1 protein-coding gene is annotated in these 213 nt (G+C 43.7%); it reads right to left on the bottom strand.

Translation table 11 applies throughout. The annotated features are described in order from the left end of the window. The coding region (locus V6252_RS13465; protein WP_341610772.1) for a S41 family peptidase at positions 1-213 on the bottom strand (213 nt) is incomplete at both ends.

Here is a 213-nt window from a genome sequence, read left to right as displayed (position 1 = left end):
GCATCACCTTGGGTCGATAGTACCCTTGATTTATTATGACGTGCTTGCACCTGCACCACATCTGTATCATCCATAAATAAACTGGCCACGCTCTCTGCCGATGTCAGTACACCACCTGGATTATCACGCATATCTAGTAAAATGCCAGAGATAGGTGCATCTAAATTAATCAAACCTTCCAACAGCCGTGAAAAGCTGTTGGAAGGTTTGATT

The organism is Psychrobacter proteolyticus (assembly GCF_038155145.1).
Lineage (GTDB): Bacteria > Pseudomonadota > Gammaproteobacteria > Pseudomonadales > Moraxellaceae > Psychrobacter > Psychrobacter proteolyticus_B.
This window is presented reverse-complemented; position numbering and strand designations above follow the sequence as displayed.